Source organism: Altererythrobacter sp. TH136 (assembly GCF_007065885.1).
GTDB lineage: Bacteria > Pseudomonadota > Alphaproteobacteria > Sphingomonadales > Sphingomonadaceae > Tsuneonella.
The window spans coordinates 2,591,236-2,608,152 of sequence record NZ_CP041409.1 but is presented as its reverse complement, the minus strand read 5'-3'; the positions used below and the strand labels follow the sequence as shown (position 1 = coordinate 2,608,152).

Sequence of the window (16,917 nt, the reverse complement as noted above, 5' to 3'; positions counted from 1 at the left end):
GCTATCAGCTGACCGACAACACCGCGAGCGAGCCCGACAGCGACATCTTCGCGGTCACCGTCACAGACAGCGACGGGAGCCAGGCAAGCACCACATTAGTGATCGCGATCGCGGACGACGCGCCCACGGCGGTCGCCGACGCAGCCAGTCAGGCGGCGGAGAACGCGCCGGTGACGGTAAACGTCCTGGTCAATGATATCCCAGGTGCAGACAGCGTCCAGCCGGGAACCGTCACGCTGGTGGCAGGATCGCTGACAGGAACGGGTCAACTCGCCAACAACGGCGACGGCACGTTTACCTACACGCCGGGGCCAGGAGAGGAAGGCACGGTCACCTTCCAGTATTCGATCACCGACGGCGATGGCGACACATCGGCCGCTCAGGTGACCATCACGCTCCGCCCCGACTCGACGCCAACCATTGCCCTTGCAGGCGATACGGACGTGACCGAGGCGGGCCTACCGGCGCGCAACGGAGAGCCGGCGGGTAGCCAAGCCGCAGGCAACGGCGAATTTGCCGCCGGCACGATCGCCATCAGCACGGGCAATGACACGGTCGGCTCGCTGGTTGTAAGCGGGATCGATGTCACTGCAGGCGGCACTGTGACCACTGCGAAAGGCATCCTGACCGTCACTGCCGACAGCAACGGGGGCTATAGCTACAGCTATCAGCTGACCGACAACACCGCGAGCGAGCCCGACAGCGACATCTTCGCGGTCACCGTCACAGACAGCGACGGGAGCCAGGCAAGCACCACATTGGTGATCGCGATCGCGGACGACGCGCCCACAGCGCTCGACGATGCCGCCGCTCTTGCAGCCGGCGAATATGGCCCAATCGGCGGAAATGTGCGCGCCAACGACACCCAGGGTGCCGACGGCGCGGTCGTCACGGGTTACTCGGGAACCGGCGGCGCGGTTTCCGTCGGTGGGGTGGCCGCCGGTTCATACGGCACGCTGACGGTCGCGGCGGACGGTACCTTCAGCTATACCCGCAATCCCGGCACTCCGGGGGGCGTGACCGACACCTTTACCTACGACATCACCGATGCGGACGGCGACGTCGATACCGCAACTTTGACGATCACCATCCCCAACAGTGGCGGCACCACGCTGACCCTGCCCACCGCGGGTGACGCTGGAACCACCGTCCTCGAAGAAGCGCTCGCAAGCGGTTCGAACCCGACGAGCGGGGCCGAAGCCACCGTGGGAACGATCCAGTTCACCGCGCCTGACGGGCCGGCCGTGTTGACGATCAACGGTGTCCCGGTGACCGCCGGGGCGGTGTTCGCCGGAACGTATGGCACCTTGGTGGTCGATGCGGTCGGCGGTGACAGCATCGCGTACACGTATACGCTCACCACGAACACACTTGGCGATGCGACCAACGACAGCTTCACCATCCGCGTCGCGGATCAGGACGGCGATTTCACCGAGAGCGACCTGGTAGTCGCGATCGTCGATGATGTTCCATCCGCGCGTCCGGATGCCGACTCTGTAACCGAGGATGTCACGCTGGTCGCGGCAGGCAACGTCGTGACCGACGCAGAGGCCAACGGCGATGCGGGTGCCGACACCCCCGGCGCCGATGGCGTGACCGTGACGGCGTTCTCCGGCCCCAATGGAGCGGGCGTGGTGGGCGGTTCGATCACCGGCACCTACGGTACGCTGCAGCTCAATGCGGACGGCAGTTACACCTACACCCTCGATAACGGCAATCCGCTGGTCCAGGGCCTCGACGGGACGGAAAGCCGCACCGAGACGTTCAGCTACGCAATCACCGATGGCGACGGCGACGTGCGCACCTCCACCTTGGTCGTGACCGTCAACGGCAGCGACGATCCGGTGGTCATCACCGGTCTCGATCCAGCCGGCGCCGAGTTGATCGTCGACGAGGACGACCTGTCTGATGGCAGCTCGCCCGCTCCCGGGGCCCTCACCCAGACCGGTTCCTTCACTGTGACGAGCAGCGACGGGATCGCCGCGCTAACCGTCGAGGGCACGGACGCGTTCGTCGGGCAGACGTTCACGAACGCGTACGGCACTTTCACGATCACTTCGCTGTCCGGGCCGGCCGATGGCAGCCAGACCAGCATCACCGTCGACTACGCGTTCACGTTGACAGACAACACCGCGCACCCGAATGCTGCGGGCGAGAATGCCATCTTGGCAACCTTCGCCATCGCGGTCACCGACACGGACGGCTCCACCGCGACCGATACGATCGAAGTACAGGTCATCGACGATGTTCCGACGGCGGTCGCCGACTTCGATACTGTGGCCGCGGGCACTTACGGGCCGGTGGGCGGCAATGTCATCACCGATGCAGAGGCTGACGGAGGCCGGGACACGCCGGGCGCCGATGGCATAACCGTTACCGCGATCAGCGGGTTCGGTGGCAGCGGAGCGGTCGGCGGCACGACCATCGGACAATACGGCGTGCTGACGATCGCCAGCGACGGAACCTACAGCTACGTCCGCAATCCCGGTACGGATGGCGGGGTCACCGACACCTTCACGTACTCAGTCACGGACTCGGACGGCGATGCAGCCAGCAGCACGCTGACCATCGCAATCGACGATGCGCTCCCGCTGACCGCCTCCAACGCGCAAGTGCAACTGGACGACGATGCACTCGCGGGGGGCAATGCGGGGGGGATCGACGATGCCGACCCGGACACCGCGAATTTGACGGGCACGCTGGCCGGTTCGGGGGGCGACGGCCCCCTCGCCTGGTCGGTGGCTTCGGTGACCGTCCCGGCCGGCTTCACGGTCGACGATACGGTAGCCGGCGTGCTGCTCATCCAGCAAGGCGGGATGACGGTTCTCACGGTCACGCTGGATAGCGCCACGGGTGACTATACCGTCACCCAGAACGCGCCCATCGCGCACCCGACTGGGGCGCAGGAAAACGATGCCGAGTTCACGCTCAATTACACCGTAACCGATCAGGACGGCGATACGGCAAGCGGCAGCCTGCTGGTGGTCGTGGACGACGACACGCCGACTGCATTCGACAACGTTAATGACGTTAGCGAAGGTGGATCGACGGGCGGCAACGTCCTGAGCGACGGCACCGCCGACATCTTCGGCGCCGACGGCGGCACAATCCTTTCGTTCGCCAGCGCGGACGGCGGCGCAAACACTGCACCCGGCAGTTCGATCACGACTGCGCTCGGCACGCTGACCCTTAACGCCGATGGCAGCTACACCTACGTCTCGAACCCCAACAGCACGAACGCCGACACCACCGACACGTTCGACTACACGATCGTCGACAGCGACGGCGACACCTCGACCGCGCAGCTGGTGATCTCGATCGACAACGTCACCGGCGCTGCGACCGACAGCGACGTGAACGTCAACGAAGCGGGGCTTCCGGCGGGCAGCGATAGCGGCGACACCAGCGAGATCGGTAGCGGTCAGATCTCGGTCAACGGGGCGGTGGGACCGTTCACCTACGTTCTGGTTGGCCCGAACAGCAACGGGGACGGGACCTACGGGACGCTGGTCCTCGACGGCACCACCGGGGCGTATACGTACACCCTGGATACTCCGTACACCGACGCGGTGACCGAAAACTCGGCCAACGTGGTCAATGGCGCGGAAAGCTTCGCCTACGAGGTCTACGACGCGGCGAACAACCTGATCGGCAGCGGCGCGATCTCGGTCAACATCACCGACGACGTGCCCAACGCGGTCAGCGATGCCGGGCGCACGGTGGCGGAAGACGCGGTCGGCACGATTGCTGGAAATGTGCTGGCAAACGACGTCCGCGGCGCGGACGGGGCGACCCTCACTCATGTCGACCTGGGCGGCGGTCCTGTTGCGATCACGACCGGCACCAATCTCGGCGCGGGGGTCTATGCATTTACCACCGCGAACGGCACGTACACCTTTGCCGCCAGCGGAGCATGGACCTTCGATCCGGCCACGGGCCTCGATCAGACAGCCGGCCCCATCAACGCAGGCTTCACCTATCGCCTGACCGATGGAGACGGCGATTTGGACACCGCGACCCAGCCGATCAGCATCGTCGACGGGACCGGTCCGGGCGATCCTGCGCCCGTCGCGCTGGTCCTCGACGATCAGTTGCTGTCCGATGGCCGCACCCCGGCCGCGACGCAGCCGCCGGCGGATTCGGAAACGATTGCATTCGTCCCCGGCTCCGATCCGTTCGCTTCGATCGAGTTTGGCAGCATAGCCGGCCTTTCGGGTGGGCTGACTTGGGTCAAATCGGCCGACAACCTGACCGTGACGGGCAGCCAGGGCGGCCGTCCGGTAGTCACGCTGACGCTTTCGGTAGTTGGCAACGACGCCGAAGTGGTCGCGACCCTGATCGACAATTACCTGCACGCCAATGGCCTGGGCGACCAGACGTTCGTCATCGGCAGTGTCGAGGTGGTGGCCACCGATATCGACGGCGATCAGGCGACGGCGCTCGCATCGCTCGCGATCTCGGACGATCTGCCCACGCTGAGCGCAAGCAGCCCCGCAGCAAACGCGCTGCAGGTCGATGAAACGCAGCTCGGCATCGATGCTTCGGCCGATTTCGCCGGCCTGTTCACGCCCGACTACAACGCCGACGGGGCGGGCAGCGTGGGCAACTATACACTTGGCATCAGCGGCGCGAACACCGGCCTGATCGACACCGCGAGCGGCGAACGCGTGCTGCTCCGCTTCGACGGCGCGAAAGTCATTGGCGCGACCGAATTCGGCAATCTGACGGTGTTTGAAGTGACCCTCAGCGGAAGCACTGTCGAACTCGACCAGCTACGCGCAGTCCGCCACGGCGATACGACGAGCGCAAACGAGCAATCTCCAGCGTTGGCGGCCAATCTTATCACCCTCACCGCGACGGTGACGGACGCTGACGGAGACACCGCGACCGCGACTGCCAACATCGGCGGCACTGTCCGCTTCCTCGACGATGGCCCGACCGCGCTCCCCGATACCAACACCATCGGCGAGGATGGCTCGACAGTGTCGGGCAGTGTGTTGCGCGGCACCGACAACATCGCCAACACCCCTGACGACGATCGCTTCGGTGCGGATGGGCAGAACGCTCCGCCGGTCACCGCGATTTCGGGGTTCACCGGCGCAGGCACGGTCGGTGGAGCCACGGTCGGCGAATTCGGATCGCTGACCCTCAACGCCGACGGCACTTACACCTACACGCTTGATCCAGCGAAGGTGCAGAACCTCGATCTCGGCGATGTTGAAACCGATACGTTCACCTACCAGATCAAGGACGGTGACGGCGATCCGGCGACAGCGACGCTGACAATCTCGATCGTCGGCGCCAACGATGGCCCCATCGCCCGCGCGGACACCAACTGGACCGTGGAGGATGCGGCCTCAGCAATCACCGGCAACGTGCTTGCCAACGTGCCGCACACCCGCATCACCCCGGGCGATTTTGCGGACGTCGCGGACACCGATGTCGACGACGCGGTCACCGTCGCCAACGCCGGGGTCATCAACGGCACCTATGGCGTGCTGACGCTGAATATCGACGGCAGCTACAGCTATCGGTTGTACACGGCGAGCGAGAACACCGCCCAGTATCATGCCGTCCAGTCGCTGGGCGTTGGCGATGCGCCGCTGATCGACAGCTTCAGCTATACCGCCACCGATGGCACCGCCTCTGCGGCCTCCAGCCTCAACATCTCGATCTTTGGCGCGAACGACGCACCGGTTATCGTGGCGAGCACCGCGGTGGTTTCCGATGAAGGTTTTGCGGCCGGGAACAAGGACACGGTCGGCGTCCCGAGCGACAGCTCGAACTCGACGACCTTCCTCACCGGCAGCCTGACCCTTACGGACACCGACGCGACCGATACCTTCACGGTGACGCTCGGCGCGCCGGCCGCACCGGGAATCCGGGTTGCAGACGGCTCGGCGGCCGGGGCCGCCCTTACCTGGGCGGTGATCGACGGCGGCAAGACCCTGGTCGGATACGTGACCAGTCAGGCGGATCCGTCGGTGGTGGTCAAGGTTACCGACGCCGGGACCTACACCGTCGAAATCCTGGACCCAATCTTCCATCCCGATACCACTGTCGAGGATATCGTCAGCAACCTCGTGATACCGGTGACGGTCACCGACGATAGCGGCGCTGCCAATGCCTCGACGACGCTCGCCAACGCCATCACCGTGGTGTTCGAGGATGATTCACCAATCCTTGGCGCGTTCACTCCGGCCGCCAACACCGTCAGCAACACGTCGAATGCGACGGCGATCGGCAGCTTCGCCTACTCGCCGGGCGGTGACGGGCATGGTTCCTTCGTCATCACCGGTCCGACGATCGACGGCGTGGTCTATCAACCGCTTGTGCATGGCCTCATCGACATCAGCGATGACGGCGTCAGCAATCCGGTGCAGGGGACGACGCTGACCGCAACGTCCGCCGATGGTCTGACCACCCTGTTCACGATGCAGGTGGATGTCGGCGGCAACTACAAGTTCACGCTTGTGACGGCGGACGCCGCCACCAGCGAGACGCTGTCGTTCAAGTCGCTCAGCGCCGGGGGTCCCGGCTTCCGCGAGCTCGACGACGACACGAGTACGCCGATCAACGAGAACGGCCGCGTGGAGTTCACCAGCAATGGCTCCGGCGTCAACGCGAACAACAACGATTTCGGCGTGTCGAACTCGTTCCTCGACCCGACCGAGTACTTCGAGATGGAGTTCCACAACCCCGGCGCCGATCGCGACCAGGCGGCGAACACCGACGCCGAACTTCTCAGCGAGATCGACGTCATCGTGAACACGCTGCAGAGCTCGGGCGGACGCAATGGACCGGGGCAGAGCGGCGGTCCCAACGTGACCCTGCAGTGGACGGCGACCAACACCATCACCGGCGCTACCGAGAGCGGCTTCGTAACGGTGACTGCATCCGGACTGGTTAACATCGACCCCAGCATCGAATTCAACACGATGCGCATCGAGAACGTCGACCAGGCCGGCGTCGGGACCGATGGGGGCCGCATCCAGATCGGCGGCGTGCAGATCTACAAGGTCATCCTCCCGCAGGATGAAACGATCCCGTTCACCATCAGCGCGAAAGACGCGGACGGTGACACCACGACGGTTTCCCAGGTGTCCGTGTTCATCGATGCCACCGCGCCCGTTGCGCTCGATCTCGATGGTGACGGTGTGGAGTTCCTGAGCCTGGCTGCCGGCGTGACCCACGATTACGGGGCCGGCACTGTCTCCACCGCATGGGTCGCACCCGACGATGGACTGCTCGCTCGCAATACCGGAACCGGCCTTGATCTCGTCTTCACGGACGACGCTCCGGGCGCCTTCACCGATCTCGCCGGCGTTCGGCTGGCTTACGACAGCAATGGCGATGGCAAGCTTTCCGCGCACGACGCGCAGTGGTCTTCGTTCGGTGTGTGGCAGGATGCCGACAGTGACGGCGTGGTCGATGACGGCGAGTTCACCTCGCTCGAGGCGGCGGGGATTACCGCGATCGATCTGGTCAGCGACGGACAGGCCTACACTGCCGCGGGCGGCGATGTGCGGGTGTCCGGCAGCGCAACTTACACGCGCGCCGATGGCACCGTGGGTTCGCTCGCCGATGCGGTGTTCGGGACCGAAGCGCGCACTGCTCAACGCACGGCCGAAACGGTCGCGATCGCGGCAGTGGCAGGCGCGGTCGTGCACGCATCGACTGCGGTCGCTGCCGCGACCATCATGCCTCAGGTCGACGTTGAGGATACACCTGCGTCATTACCCGCCACTCAACACGACCAGCAGGCGGCCAGGCCGACTGAGATCGACCGGGGCACCGAACCGATGTCAGCGGACGAAGGACGGACCGCTAGCAATCTGGAAGCGTATCGGACGCATGTGTCCGCGGATAATGTGGAGCCGGTAACTCCGCTGGCGGAGCAGGCCGACCGCGGTAGCGCAGTGCTGCAGCACGAGGGTACTGGCCCCGAGATCACGCATGTTGCCTCCCCTGCCCTCTTCGGCGGAACGGGTACTGCCGGGGTAATGGAGGCGCTTCTCGCAATCGCCCCGGTCGCTGATGTCACTAATCAGCAAGGACCCTCGGGGGGGATCGGTGCCGCGTTGTCGGATGTCGCGGCCAGCAGGTTGATCGATTCAATCGTCGATCACTTCGCGGAAGCAGCCGCCCCGGCGTTGCCGATGGCCGCCAACGATCACGCCTCGCATGTGCTTGCGCAAGTTATCGATGGCGGGACGATGACGGTGTTCCATGACTCGATGACTGCAATGTTGGACGCCGATGCCCAGGCATTGACTGCTGCCCAGGCCTGACGCGGCCGCTTTTCGGGGGATGAGATGATGAGACTGATAATCACTGCTGCAGGGGTGGCGGCGCTTTCGGCTGCTGCCTCGCCAGCTTTCGCGCAGCCTGCGACGCAGGAGTTGCTCGCGCTCGACACGGCAAGTCTGCGCAGCGAGATTCAGCAGCGCTACGATCGGGCACTCGCGCGCTCCACCGACCCCGCCGTCGTTGGGGCCGATGACAGCCGATACAATTGGGCCAATGAGGCGAAAGTGCAGTGCGGCATCGCGCTGGGCTTCCTCAAATCTTCGACCAAAGATGAAACCAGCATCGCCAACTGCGCGCTGGCGGCGAGCCTGATGGATCGCGAGCCGACGCCGATGGCCCCCTCCCAGCCGGTCGCGCCGGTCATGCCTGCGGTGCCGAACGAGGTCTGTAGCCAGAAACTTGCCGGCATCCTGTTCTTCGATTTCGACTCCGCGCAACTGCCGGCTGATGCGCAACAGACCGTCTCATTCGTGACGACGAACGCCGGCCCCTGCGGGTGGACTGGATTCGATGTCGTCGGTCATGCCGACCGGGCAGGCAGCGACGCCTACAACGAAGGCCTGTCGGAACGGCGGGCACAAGCCGTTGCCGCCATGATGACGTCCCTCGGAGTGGGAGGCTCGATCACGACTTCCGCGCGCGGGGAAACCAATCCGCGGGTGCCTACCGAGGACGGGGTGCGCAATCCGCAAAATCGTCGTGTCGAAATCACTGTTCGCTAGGATTGGGGGATCTCATGATGCGCAAATTCACTCTCGCTGCGGCCGCCGCCGTGCTGCTAGCCACGACCGCGCCTTCCGCTCTCGCGCAGGATGCCGGGGGTGCAATCTCGCTGCAGGAAGCCGTCGCTATCGCGATGCGGTCCAACCCCGAGATCATCCAGGCGCAGATGAACAAGGAGGCAATCGAGTTCGAGCGCCGACAGGCGCAAGGGCTCTACGCGCCCCGGGTCGACCTTGAAGCCTCGGCCGGCATGCGACGGCTCGAGAACCAGACGCGCCGTACGCTCGGTATCGCGGATGACGAACTTTACCCTCTCGAAGCGGGGATCGTTGGGGATTGGACGGTCCTCGATTTCGGACGCCGCCGGGGTGAGCTCACACGACAGGCGGCGCGGGTCGACGGTGCCTCGCTGCGGGTGGTCGAGCGTTCCGAGTTCGTTGCCCTGCAGATCGCACGGCAATATTTCGACGTCCTGCTGCAGCAACGCGTCGTCGCCGCTTCGCAGGACAACGTCACCTTCCACCAGATGCTGGTAGGTGACCTCGGCCAAGGGGTCGAGCAGGGCTCGATCAGCATCGCCGACCGCCAACAGGCCGAGGAGCGGTTCCAGGCCGCAATGGTCCGCGAGACCGAAGCGCGGCAGGACCTCACCAATGCGATGATCACGCTGCGCCGGCTGACTGGGCTGGACATCGACAGGGTTGTCATGCCGCCCAACCTCGCCGCAGCTCTGCCAGCATCTCTGGACGTAGCGGTGGGACAAGCGCGCACTCGCAATCCGCGCGTGCGCGAGGCGCAGGCCGACGTCGACGCATCGCACGGCTTGGTCAAGGCGGCCGAAGGCGATCTTTTCCCCACGGTCGGTCTCGAGGTGCGCGGCCGCATCGGCGAGGACATCGACGGTTTCCGCGGTGAGACCAACGATGTCCAGGGACGCGTCGTGCTCAAGTGGAACGTGTTCGACGGCGGCATCAACCGCGCCAAGTTGCAGGAGATGGTGCGCCGCGCGAGCGAGAGCCGCTATCGCCTGCATCAGCTGGAGCGCGAAGCCGAGGAGGACGTGCGCACGGCATGGACCACGATGGAAAGTCAGGCCGATGTCGCCAGCAAGGTCGAACGCCAGAGCCAGGTGAGCGATGACCTACTGCTATCGTATCGCAGTCAGTTCAACGTCGGACGCCGGTCGCTGCTTGATGTGCTCGACGCGCAGAACACGCGCTACAACACGCAAGTGCGGCTCGAGACGACGCGCTTTTCGCAGCTGTTCGCGCAATATCAGACGCTCGCTGCGGTGAACGGCCTGCTTGACGCAATGCAGATCGCGCCGGGCGCCGGGGCCGGGGAAACCGAGCGAGAGCAATTTGATTACGGCCCGCCGGCTCCCGCCGAGCTCGACCGCCGCGTACGCGGATAGATCGAGCGAGGTCGCGCAGAAAAGCTACGAAATGACGTATGAAGGAAAGACCATCGCCGGGCAGCTGGCCGACCCCTTGGTCGAGTGCGTCGCCGAGTTGGCCCGGCGTCTTGGGCCGTCGTTTGATCCGTCGCGGCTCGCGATGCTCCCGCGCGGGTCTTCGGGATGGCTTCCCGGTCATCAAGCCGAGGCCGCGCTGGAGATGGCGGATTTACCGTTCGAACCGCGCTCCATTCGCCAGTTGCCGGTGCGTGCATCCGAATATCCCGCGCTGGTAGAGTTCGGTGCGGGCCAATTCGCGCTGATCCTGGATGCTCGTGACGGCGACTTGCTGCTGTGGCAGCCGTTGGACGGCGAAGTCTGGGTTGCACGCAGCGAGTTGAAAGGACGGGCGATCACCCGCTTCCTAGCGGTCTTTGGTAACCCCGACGCCATGCGTGCCGACGAAGCACCATGGCACGCCAAGGGACGGACCCATTGGTTCTGGAACGAGCTGCGCAAGGAGCGTGCCGCGCTTTGGCCCATTCTTGTCGCCTCCACAGTGCTCAACCTGCTGGCGGTGGCGCTGCCTCTTTTCACCATGAACGTTTATGACCGGGTGATCCCCAACCGGGCCGGTGCGACGCTGTGGGTCCTCGCGATTGGCGTGATCCTAGCATTCACGCTGGAATTCATGCTGCGCCGCGCGCGTACCGCGGTAGTTGACGAAGCCTCGCATCGGCTTGACCTGAAACTTTCGCAGAAGATTTTCTCGCGTATCCTGGCCACGCCGCTGGTCAGTCCGCGCGGACATACCGGCGCGCTTGCGGCGAGGGTCGCGGAATACGCCATCGTTCGCGACTTCTTCGCTTCGACGACCGTCGTCCTGATCGTCGACGTGATCTTTCTGTTCGTCTTCGTGGGAGTGATGGCGATCATCTCCGGCTGGCTCGCGCTGGTTCCCGTGGTGATTATGGCGGGCATGGCGATCGCAGGCTGGATTCTGCAGAAGAAGGTCGTCGATGCCGCACGTGACGCGCAAGCCGACGCGGGCTTGCAGCAGACGCTGCTCGTTGAATCGTTGGCCGGAATGGAGACGCTGAAGAGCTTGTCGGGTGAAAGCGGCATGGTTGGACGCTGGCGGCGCTTGGCCGAGGTCGGCAGCCATTCGCAAATGCGGCTGCGCTCGATCAATTCGCTGGCGATCGGACTCGCGCAAACATTCCAGCAGGTGTCTTCCGTCGCCTTGGTGATCGGCGGATATTACCTGTTCGCCGCCGGAACGATCTCGATGGGCGCGATCATCGCGGTGGTTATGTTGGCCTCGCGGTCGCTCGCGCCGGCGGGTCAGATCGCCTTCCTCCTCACGCGCGGACGTCAGGCCAACGAAACACTGGCGAGCATCGAGATGCTCTTCGACGGTGAGGACGAGAGGCGAGCCAGCGGCAACCTTACCCTGTCAGGCATTTCGCGGCCTACGATCACTCTAGACAAATTGTCGTTCCGCTATCCCGGTGCTTCGCAGTCGGCGCTGAACGCCATCGATCTGACCATCCGCGCAGGCGAGAAGGTCGCGATTGTCGGCCGTGTGGCCTCGGGTAAGTCGACCCTCGGACGCGTGCTCTGCGGCCTCTATGCCCCGACCGAGGGGGCAATGCTCGTAGGCGGTATCGACAGCCGCCAGTACCGTCCCCAGCAGATCCGAGATGCTTTCCGCTATGTGGGCCAAGACGCGGCGATTTTCACCGGTTCGATCAAGGACAACCTCGCACTCGGCAAGCGTGATGCGAGCGACGACCGCTTGATTGCCGCGCTGCGCGCTACAGGTGCAGAAGAGTTCCTGAGCCAAGATGGCGGCGGCTTCGACCGTCCGGTGGGCGAGAACGGCCGCAGCCTATCCGGCGGTCAACGCGCGTTTCTAGCGCTTAGCCGAGCCCTCGTTAGCCCATGCGAACTGTTGTTCCTCGACGAACCGACCGGCGCGATGGATGCGCAGACCGAGTCACTTTTCGTCGAGCGGTTGTCCCATGCTCTGACAGAAGATCAGACCTTGGTCGTTTCCACCCATCGCCCGGCACTCTTTTCGCTCTGCGACCGGCTCGTGGTGCTCGACAATGGACGAGTTGTGGCTGACGGTCCGGTGCAAGAAGTCATCGCTCGCTCAGTCGCGGAACCAAGGTGAAATGATCGTGTCTGCAGCCCTCGTCGTTCCGGACCGGCCGCCTCAATCCGCGACGCAGTTGCGCAAGCTCCCGGCGCTTTTGACCCTTTCCCTGGCCGTGCTGTGCCTCCTCGGCGCGTCTTCTTTCGTACAGCCTGAACATGCCGCCGAAGCCGCGGTGATCAAGCCGGAGTTGCGGGCCCAGTTGGAAGAAATGTCCACCGGCTCCGACCAGCCGCTTCTCGTGACTGGCGAGACGGCCGTAGCACGCAACGCGCTCATTCCGATTTCGTCGATGCCGGTCGGAAGAATGACCGGCTTCACCCAGGTCACGCGCATATCTGCCGGATACGACACCGCTCTCAAATGCCTGACCCAGGCCATCTACTATGAAGCGGCCAATGAACCCGAATTGGGTAAGCGGGGGGTCGCGCAGGTCGTACTCAACCGGCTGCGCCACCCCGCCTATCCAAATTCCGTCTGCGGGGTGGTTTACGAAGGGGCCAACCAACGGGTGTGCCAGTTCAGCTTCACCTGCGATGGCTCCTTGCTCAGGACCCCGATGGCCAGGCAGTGGAATGAAGCGAAGCGTGTCGCGCAGGAAGCCCTGATGGGCGCCACCGCTCCTGAAGTTGGCACTGCAACCAATTATCACGCTGATTACGTTGTTCCGCGCTGGGCATTCACACTTGGCAAGCTGACGAAGATCGGCCGCCATATTTTCTACCGTCTGCCCGGATCTTACGGCACGGAACGCGCCTTTACCGATCGCTGGACCGGCGCAGAGCATATCCCTGCGCTCGACTACGCGCGCTTGCACGATGCACTGAACGCGCGAACCGACGAGCCTACGGCGGAGCCTGCTCTCGATCTGGTCCCTGGCCTCAATGTGACGCGCGAAGTCAGTGATCGCCACGCCGCCGCCGACGTCGGGGGCCGGCTCGATACCACTACGACCTGGCGCTTGACGATCCCGGATCCCAGCCAGATCAGCAGCGGCTATCGCAATGCGGTTGTGGATCAGGGCGCGGTGGCGGCGCCGGAACCGGCCTCGTCCGACGAACCGGGGCAACGGACCCCGGTCACATGACCTTTCGAGAGCGATACGCAAGCTGGGATTCCAGCAGACGCCTGATCGCGATCGCAGCAGCCGGGATGCTGCTGTTGCTCGCGTGGTCCGCCTTCGCCCAGGTCGACCAGGTCACCCGGGGGACCGGCAAGGTCATCCCGTCGAGCAAAGCCCAGTTGGTGCAGCCGGCCGAACCCGCGGTGATCAAGAACATCCTCGTGCGCGGTGGTCAAAGCGTCCGCAAGGGCCAGCTACTTGTCCAGCTCGACGACGCGCAGTCGTCTAGCGAGCTTGGACAGCTGCAAGCCGAGAACCAACGCCTTGGCCTTCGCGCTCAGCGCCTCCAGAACGAAGCAAGCGGCAGCGCACTCGGATGTCAGGGCGGCGACTGCGCCGACGAGCAGCGTCTGCAACAGGTGCGGGTAGCAACAGCCAGCGCCCGCGAAAGTGCGTTGTCCGCGGCGATCGAGCAGCGTCGCCGCGACCAGCAGGAAGCGCAAGCGACAGCCGCTTCACTCGAGGACAGCGTCAGGCTGGCGCAGGAGCAGGTGAGCATGCTTCAGCCACTCGCGGTCAAAGGCATCGTCCCGCAGACCGAGTTGCTGACGGCGCAACGTGATCTGGTTGACGTCCGCGGCCGGCTGTCTGCGGCACGACAGGCCGCGGGACGCGCAGCGGCGGCAATCCGTGAAGCTCAGGCAGACCTCAGCTCGGCTCGGCTTGATTTCCGGCAGCAAGCTCTCAATGAGCGCAGTGAGATCCGCACTAAGATGGCGGTCAACGAACAGACTATCCGCGGCGCGTCGGCACGTCAGCAGCGCAACGAGCTTCGCGCGCCGTCTGATGGCATAGTAAACGACGTGCAGATCACGACCGTCGGCGGCTTCGTCAATGCGGGCGAGAAGATCATGCAGATCGTGCCCGTCGGCGAGAAGCTGCTAGTGGAAGCGAGGGTCGCCCCCAGCGACATCGCCTTCATCAAGGTGGGCGACAGCGCTAACGTCAAGGTGACGGCCTACGATTTCTCGATCTTTGGCGGCTTGCAAGGGAAAGTTCAGCAGGTCTCGGCCGACAGCATTTTCGACGAAGTGGAACGCCAGGCGTTCTATACCGTGCTGATTGAGACCGATCGCTCGTACATCACCCAAGGAGGTCGCCGGCTGCCGATCGTCCCTGGCATGATCTGCGACGTGGAGATTGTGACAGGTCGTCGAAGCATTCTCACTTATTTGCTGAAGCCAATCGAGAAAGCGTTCGACGTCGCTCTGACCGAACGTTAGCTCAGGTGCCGTGCAGCCAAGCTTGTCGGTTGCTCAGGCTTATGATTGCGCGATAATCCTGGCGCCCAGTCGCATCGATAACCTCATCGCTTGCATTGTCGAGCATGCGGTACCCGTCCGGGGTACGCACGATGAGCACGGCGTGATCCGCCTGGCGGACCAGGTCGCGCGCGATGGTGAGGATCATGTCCTCGCGCCGAACTCCAGCGGCAGCGAGGAGCTGCATCTTGAGCAGGGCTATGTCCTCGCAATCGCCCTGACCCAGCTTCAAAGTTTGTCGCGCCCCCGCCCAATAGTCGGCGCGGCCGAAAAGCTTGGCGTCCTCAGTGTAGGTGATCGTCCGGTTGACCCAGCGGTTGACCTGCTCGAGCGGCACAACGCCTGCACTGGGCGTCGCGCCGAGGAGCCGCTTGTACGTGGAGCGCGAAACGCCTTCAGCCCCAACCCGCTTCCATTCCTTGTCGAAGGAGGTCTTCGTGATGCGCACGCGCTTGCTGGCCAGAAAGTTCTCTGGGTCGCCGGTTACAGCGCCTCTCAGTCCCATTGATGGAATCGCCGTGACTCGGCTGGGAACAAGTGATTGGCAGTCGGTGCTTACCGCCGAAGAAGCATCGATAGCGGGGATTAGGCGCGGGCCGAATGCCGCAGTAGCAGCGAGGATCGTTCCAAGCCTTGCATGCGACTGTACCGGCGCTTGCTCCATCCTGATCAGGTCTAGCGAGCTGATCGCACCCCCGAGTATCGCCGAAGCTTTTCCAGATCCCTGAACAAGTCGAGAGCCATTGATTTTCGCCACATCGGGGACGATGCAATTGATCGGGGGAGCCACAGCGGGGTCTACAATTGCCGCTTTGGACGGCATCGCTGCCGCAGTCGACAATCCGAAGCACAGCATCATCCAGGTTGAACCGTGGAGCATCTTTGGCGGGAGTCGGCGCATCTGCATGCCACCCGCTGTAAGGGGTGGCAGTAACCGCGCGCTTCTAATGCATGGTTAACAAACTAGCGGGAAAAGGTAAGATTTAAGCATGCCTCAAGACTGGTACACTCGCCAGTATTCACTTCACGAAGATACCTGTTGGCCTCGACAACCCTTCAGGCAATTAGCAGGCCACTTCCGATCGGACTGCCGTGGCTGCTTAGCATTGCTGTCACTGTCCACTAGGCGGGCTAAGTGGCATGGGGAACGGCACGGTCGCTGCCCCGCTTGACCGAATGCGCAGCGCGAACCCAGCTGTTCCGCCGCTTCGCGGGGAGGACCCGACAACAAAGAATAGCGTTGGGGTGCGTGGCGGAGCGGGAGGGATTCGAACCCCCATCGTAATCCTTCTACTGTTAGCATTTTATATCCGACGATCTTGGCACCCCTAAGCTTGACCCTAATTAAGCAAACTGCGGCTAGCTAAACTCGCACGGCCAAAATGGCAGTTGCATGACTGCTACGCGCCTTATCCAAATCCCAGGTTATCGTCGCGACATCGGAGAGCAGACGATCCGCTGATAAACACCGGCCACAGCAGTTCATCTTCGATCGCGCGAACCTGCCCGGCGATACGGGACCGTTAGAGCGCCATAAGCGCTAACCGCGATCGTCAGTTCGGAACGCATGTCGCGCGATTGGGGGTGACTGGGGTGGCACCGGCTCCATCGCCGCCCGCTCGCGCTATCAGATCAATCCTGTCTCGGACGGCGTTCCGCTGGCGCACTTCATCCGCTATGCCGAAAACCGCAATGAGGGATAGCGGGACACGATCGAGAGACGCCGATGCGCTTTCGTACCTCATCGGCACGGTGGGCTGGCCGGGCATTGCCTCGATCGGTGCTCTGATGATCTTGGCGAGCTTTACCGAGGGGATCGGTCTGCTGATGCTTGTCCCGATCACGCAGATCGTCGCCGAAGAAGGTTCCTAAGGTCTCGTCAATGAGTGGGCCGGGGACTGGGGCGCATCGCTCGCAAGCATGCCGCTCGCGCTCCTACTAG

The 16,917-nt window shown here is 63.9% G+C and carries 8 protein-coding genes; 7 read left to right on the top strand and 1 reads right to left on the bottom strand.

Translation table 11 applies throughout. The features are described from left to right. Positions 1-8: 8 nt before the first annotated feature. The 6 genes from C0V74_RS12970 (at position 9) to C0V74_RS12755 (ending at position 14,936) form a co-directional block, all read left to right on the top strand. Positions 9-8,291: a VCBS domain-containing protein gene (locus tag C0V74_RS12970; protein ID WP_349236032.1), complete on the top strand. Its 8,283-nt coding sequence runs from the start codon at positions 9-11 to the stop codon at positions 8,289-8,291. A gap of 111 nt (positions 8,292-8,402) precedes the next feature. Further along, positions 8,403-9,032 (top strand): OmpA family protein, encoded by a 630-nt coding sequence (locus C0V74_RS12775; protein WP_210413417.1) that lies wholly within the window; start codon positions 8,403-8,405, stop codon positions 9,030-9,032. Between the two features lie 17 nt (positions 9,033-9,049). Further along, positions 9,050-10,447: a TolC family protein gene (locus C0V74_RS12770; RefSeq protein WP_246844890.1), complete on the top strand. Its 1,398-nt coding sequence runs from the start codon at positions 9,050-9,052 to the stop codon at positions 10,445-10,447. A 31-nt stretch (positions 10,448-10,478) separates the two neighbouring features. After that, the gene (locus C0V74_RS12765) at positions 10,479-12,608 is read left to right on the top strand and encodes an ATP-binding cassette domain-containing protein (RefSeq protein WP_143252089.1); all 2,130 of its coding nucleotides are present in this window, start codon (positions 10,479-10,481) and stop codon (positions 12,606-12,608) included. Beyond that, complete coding sequence (locus C0V74_RS12760) at positions 12,541-13,677, top strand: cell wall hydrolase (RefSeq protein ID WP_143252088.1); 1,137 nt, start codon at positions 12,541-12,543, stop codon at positions 13,675-13,677. Before C0V74_RS12765 ends, C0V74_RS12760 begins: the two co-directional genes overlap by 68 nt. Beyond that, positions 13,674-14,936 (top strand): HlyD family type I secretion periplasmic adaptor subunit, encoded by a 1,263-nt coding sequence (locus C0V74_RS12755; RefSeq protein WP_143252087.1) that lies wholly within the window; start codon positions 13,674-13,676, stop codon positions 14,934-14,936. The genes C0V74_RS12760 and C0V74_RS12755 overlap by 4 nt, the downstream gene beginning before the upstream one ends. Position 14,937: 1 nt before the next feature. On the opposite strand, the gene C0V74_RS12965 is transcribed toward C0V74_RS12755, so the two are convergent. Next, positions 14,938-15,480, bottom strand: a complete 543-nt coding sequence (locus C0V74_RS12965) for a transglutaminase-like cysteine peptidase (protein WP_168194212.1) — start codon at positions 15,478-15,480, stop codon at positions 14,938-14,940. Between the two features lie 1,187 nt (positions 15,481-16,667). On the opposite strand from C0V74_RS12965, the gene C0V74_RS12745 reads away from it, so the two are divergent. Then, positions 16,668-16,847 (top strand): hypothetical protein, encoded by a 180-nt coding sequence (locus C0V74_RS12745; protein WP_143252085.1) that lies wholly within the window; start codon positions 16,668-16,670, stop codon positions 16,845-16,847. The last annotated feature ends 70 nt before the right edge of the window (positions 16,848-16,917 follow it).

Bases quoted from the DNA above. Each gene is read 5' to 3' on its own strand.
- C0V74_RS12770 (WP_246844890.1), top strand. From the start codon at position 9,050: ATGCGCAAATTCACTCTCGCTGCGGCCGCCGCCGTGCTGCTAGCCACG.
- C0V74_RS12765 (WP_143252089.1), top strand. From the start codon at position 10,479: ATGACGTATGAAGGAAAGACCATCGCCGGGCAGCTGGCCGACCCCTTG.
- C0V74_RS12760 (WP_143252088.1), top strand. From the start codon at position 12,541: ATGGACGAGTTGTGGCTGACGGTCCGGTGCAAGAAGTCATCGCTCGCT.
- C0V74_RS12755 (WP_143252087.1), top strand. From the start codon at position 13,674: ATGACCTTTCGAGAGCGATACGCAAGCTGGGATTCCAGCAGACGCCTG.
- C0V74_RS12965 (WP_168194212.1), bottom strand. From the start codon at position 15,480: ATGGGACTGAGAGGCGCTGTAACCGGCGACCCAGAGAACTTTCTGGCC.
- C0V74_RS12745 (WP_143252085.1), top strand. From the start codon at position 16,668: ATGAGGGATAGCGGGACACGATCGAGAGACGCCGATGCGCTTTCGTAC.